Genomic DNA, 3,798 nt, shown 5'->3' with positions numbered 1-3,798 from the left:
AAGTAGCTCAGGCCGATACGGGAGTGCTGATCCAGCTCGTAAAGTACCCCGAAGGAGGCGCCATACGCCCAGTCGCTGTTGGAGAATTCCCGCCCTTCCCCCATCCCGGACGTCAGATCCACAGAGGCTTCCAGCGAACCATTCATGGCGATCAGGCTGGCTCCCACCGACCAATTTGAGTCAATGCGGTACGCCAGACTCGGAGCAAAGGCGATGCCGGTCAGCTTGGCCGACTGGGTATAACCACGACCATCCCAGCCATCACCATAATCGATACCCAGACCGTGACTGCCAAAGACGCCGATACCTGCGACCCATTGATCGTCGATGGCATGAGTCAGATAGAGGCTGCCGAGCGGCGCTGTCTGCAGGGCATTTCCACCGTTGTTACCGCCGTTGTCCAGATCCAGCTCAAGGTCGCCGTATACCACACCGCCATTGACCTGCAACTGGGTACCTTCCAGTTTGGTCATACCGGCCGGGTTACTTGCGATAGTATCTGCCCCTTGGGCACGGGCGGCAGACCCTGCGTTGGCCAGCGCACTGTTGGCAGTGCTGGTCTCGTAGAGGGCAAGGCCGCCAGCCATGGCTGATGGACTCAGCAAAGCGGCAAGCATCAGCGACAACAGTCGTGGCTGCATTTCAATACTCCTGAATAGTGAACATGGTGAGCACCCGGCAAGGTGTGCTGCTCAAAAACACGGTTTGACTCTTTGATTGTCAGCATCCGGGAGACCTGCGGCTTTATACTGCTCGCTTATGGCGTCACGGGATGGATAAGGTCGGCAAGCACTCCTGCCGCAGTTATTTATGCCGGAGCAAAAGACTGAACCATCACGCCATCGTGGTAACTGACAGGGGCATCCTAACGGGATGAGGGGCATGCTTCATTAGGGTTAGGCATACGCAATGGTTAAGCATTGCTTAAATATCCTCCCCCCAACACAGCACCTCTATCACATCACCGGCGCCATTGACCTTCACCTCGTGGCAAGGTTTACAGTCCCGCCATCTGCTCCCTAAGGATGCCCGGATTGTCACTCACCCAGCTTGCTGCAAGATTGCCCTATGTTGCTCTGGCCCGGCTATTGCTGGCGCTGCTGCTCGTCTGCAATCTGACCCTCTGCATCAGCTGGCATGGTTCTCCCCTCTCCTCCGAGCCGACCCCAAGCAGCGCCCAATCGATGGTGATGTTCGATTCATCCATGACGATGGCGGATGGCGATATCTCTCATGCAATGCCCGCTATGGATCACCCGGGCGATGTCATGCCCCTCTCCTGCCATCAGGGAGGCGAGGGGTCAGCCATGGGCGATGAGTGCCAGATGCAGACCGGCGTCAATGCTCTCTCCTTCGGCGCGATGGCTCTGCTGGGTGTATTGGTCGCCCTGCTGATCTTCCCCCTGCTGCTTGGCAACAACGTCGCAGCGTCACTGCTTGATAACTGGTTGCGGGATCCCTTCCTGCGCTCGCGCGGTACTCACCCTCCCTCCTGGCCACGCCGACATCTGATGCTGTCGGTGTTACGCCACTAGAAAGTCCTTCTCTTGCGGCACAGGCAAGCTTTAACTTGCCCGTTTCCTGCCGCCTTGCCTGACCCTGTGCCCCGGCCAAACCGGTCCGCTCACAGGGAGCCGTGCGCACTGATACAGCTGCGCCCCGTTTGCCGCCAGCTCCTTTGGTGATGCTTTGCACCTCACCCGACCGGCGGCCTGCAAAAGAGAAGACGTATTATGTCACCAGCCCACTTTTCACCGTCCAAGGTTGCTGCCTTCGCGGGCGCATTACCCTCCTGCACTTTCTGCATGCAGACCCGCGCCGGAGGCCAGTCATGAACAAGACCGTCCTGATGTCGGCCCTGCTGCTCGCCCTTGGAGCCGGTGGCGGCTACTGGGCCGCCAAACAGACCTCCGATGGCGCAAGCGCCAAAGAGAAGACGCCCCTTTACTGGGTCAACCCCATGGATCCCCGCGACAAGCGCGACGGCCCGGCCAAGGACAACATGGGGATGGACTTTATCCCCGTCTATGAGGAACAAAAAAACGGCTCGCCGGGCACCGTCACCATCAGCCCCGAGATCCAGCAGAACCTGGGGGTGCGACTGGCTAAGGTCGAGCGACTGCCCATCCACCAGCAGATCGAGACGGTGGGCTATGTCGGTTATGACGAGGACAGGCTGGAGGCAGTCAATGCCCGCATGGCAGGCTGGATCCGCACCCTCGCCATCAAGAGCGAGGGGCAGCAGGTGAGCAAGGGGAGCCTGATTTACGAGCTCTACGCGCCGGATCTGGTCAACGCCCAGCACGAATACCTGCTGGCACTCAACACCGCCAACCCGCTGCTGCTGCGCGCCGCCGAGGGCAAGCTCAAGTCCCTGCAAGTACCGGCAGATCAAATCTCAGCCCTCAAGCGCACCCGTCAGGTGCGCGAAACCATCAGCATTTACGCCCCCAGCAGCGGTTATGTCTCCGAGCTCAAGGTGCGCGAGGGCCAGTATGTGGAGCCCGCTGCGGCGCTCTTTAACATCAGCACCCTCCAGCAGGTGTGGGTCAGTGCCGAGGTGTTCGAGCGTCAAGCCGCCCAGCTGAAAGTGGGGGATCCGGTCACCATGACCCTCGACTATGCCCCCGGTCGCAGTTGGCAAGGTAAGGTGGATTACCTCTATCCGACCCTGGACGCAGCTACCCGCACCCTCAAGGTGCGCCTGCGCTTTGACAACCCGGACGAGTTTTTGAAACCCAATATGTTTGCCAAGGTGAGCATTCGCACCGGGCAGGGGGAACCCCAGCTGGTGGTGCCGAGCGAAGCGGTGATCCGCACCGGCAGTCAGGATCGGCTGGTGCTGGCGTTGGGGGATGGCAACTTCAAGTCGGTCGCCGTCACTCTCGGCCCCCAGTTTGGCGACAAGGTTGCCATCAAGGCGGGGGTGGAGGCGGGTGACAACATAGTCAGCTCGGCCCAGTTCCTGCTCGACTCCGAGTCGGCCATCGATTCGGACTTCCAGCGTATGACGGCAGTGCGCCCTGCACAGGTGTGGACCCAGGGCGAGGTTGAAAGCATCGATCTGGCCAACCGTACCCTGATGGTCTCCCACCAGCCCATCCCCGAGTGGCAGTGGCCCGCCATGGAGATGGAGTTCACCGTCGCCGACGGGGTCGATATCAGCAAGCTGGTCGAGGGGCAGACCCTGCACCTGCAGGTGATGCAGGAGGGGGATGAGTACCGCATCACCACCATCCATCAGGAGAAGGCACCCGCTACTGACGGCGACGCCAAGCGTGGAACGGATGAGATGGAAAAGATGGAAGGCATGGACCATAGCCAGCATCAGATGACGATGCCCGAGGTGGAGAAGAAGTCATGACTCCTGCCATCATTCGATGCCTAGCAGGCAACCGCTCTCCGCTCTCTGTACTTGGTGAGAAAGGAGTTCAATCATGATCCCGTCGATTATTCGCTGGTCAATCGGCAACCGCTTTCTGGTGCTGCTATTGACCCTCATGCTCACCGCCTGGGGGCTCTGGTCGGTCAAACAGACCCCTGTGGATGCCCTGCCGGATCTCTCCGACGTGCAGGTGATCATCAAGACCTCCTACCCAGGCCAGGCTCCGCAGGTGGTGGAGGATCAGGTGACCTACCCGCTCACCACCGCCATGCTGGCGGTGCCGGGGGCGACTACGGTGCGCGGCTACTCCTTCTTCGGCGACTCCTTCGTCTATGTGCTGTTTGACGACAACACCGACCTCTACTGGGCCCGCGCCCGGGTGCTGGAATACCTGAGCCAGGTTGCCCCCAACC

Annotated in this window: 4 protein-coding genes; 3 read left to right on the top strand and 1 reads right to left on the bottom strand. The window is 60.3% G+C overall.

Features of this window, described 5'->3' with window-relative positions:
* On the bottom strand, window positions 1-641 hold a 641-nt coding region (locus DBR30_RS22540), incomplete at its 3' end, for an OmpP1/FadL family transporter (protein WP_258224496.1).
* 393 nt (window positions 642-1,034) lie between these two features.
* Here DBR30_RS22540 and DBR30_RS18365 point away from each other — a divergent pair.
* From DBR30_RS18365 to DBR30_RS18355, 3 genes are all read left to right on the top strand, one after another.
* Complete coding sequence (locus tag DBR30_RS18365; RefSeq protein ID WP_108541981.1) at window positions 1,035-1,535, top strand: hypothetical protein; 501 nt, start codon at window positions 1,035-1,037, stop codon at window positions 1,533-1,535.
* A 296-nt stretch (window positions 1,536-1,831) separates the two neighbouring features.
* Window positions 1,832-3,364: an efflux RND transporter periplasmic adaptor subunit gene (locus DBR30_RS18360; RefSeq protein ID WP_181363624.1), complete on the top strand. Its 1,533-nt coding sequence runs from the start codon at window positions 1,832-1,834 to the stop codon at window positions 3,362-3,364.
* Window positions 3,365-3,437: 73 nt separating this feature from the next.
* Window positions 3,438-3,798: efflux RND transporter permease subunit (locus DBR30_RS18355; protein WP_146181391.1), on the top strand; the 361-nt coding region annotated here is incomplete at its 3' end.

It is taken from the genome of Aeromonas sp. HMWF017 (assembly GCF_003061465.1).
GTDB classification, from domain to species: domain Bacteria; phylum Pseudomonadota; class Gammaproteobacteria; order Enterobacterales; family Aeromonadaceae; genus Aeromonas; species Aeromonas veronii.
The sequence above is the reverse complement of the archived record's forward strand: the minus strand, read 5'-3'. Positions and strand labels throughout refer to the sequence as shown.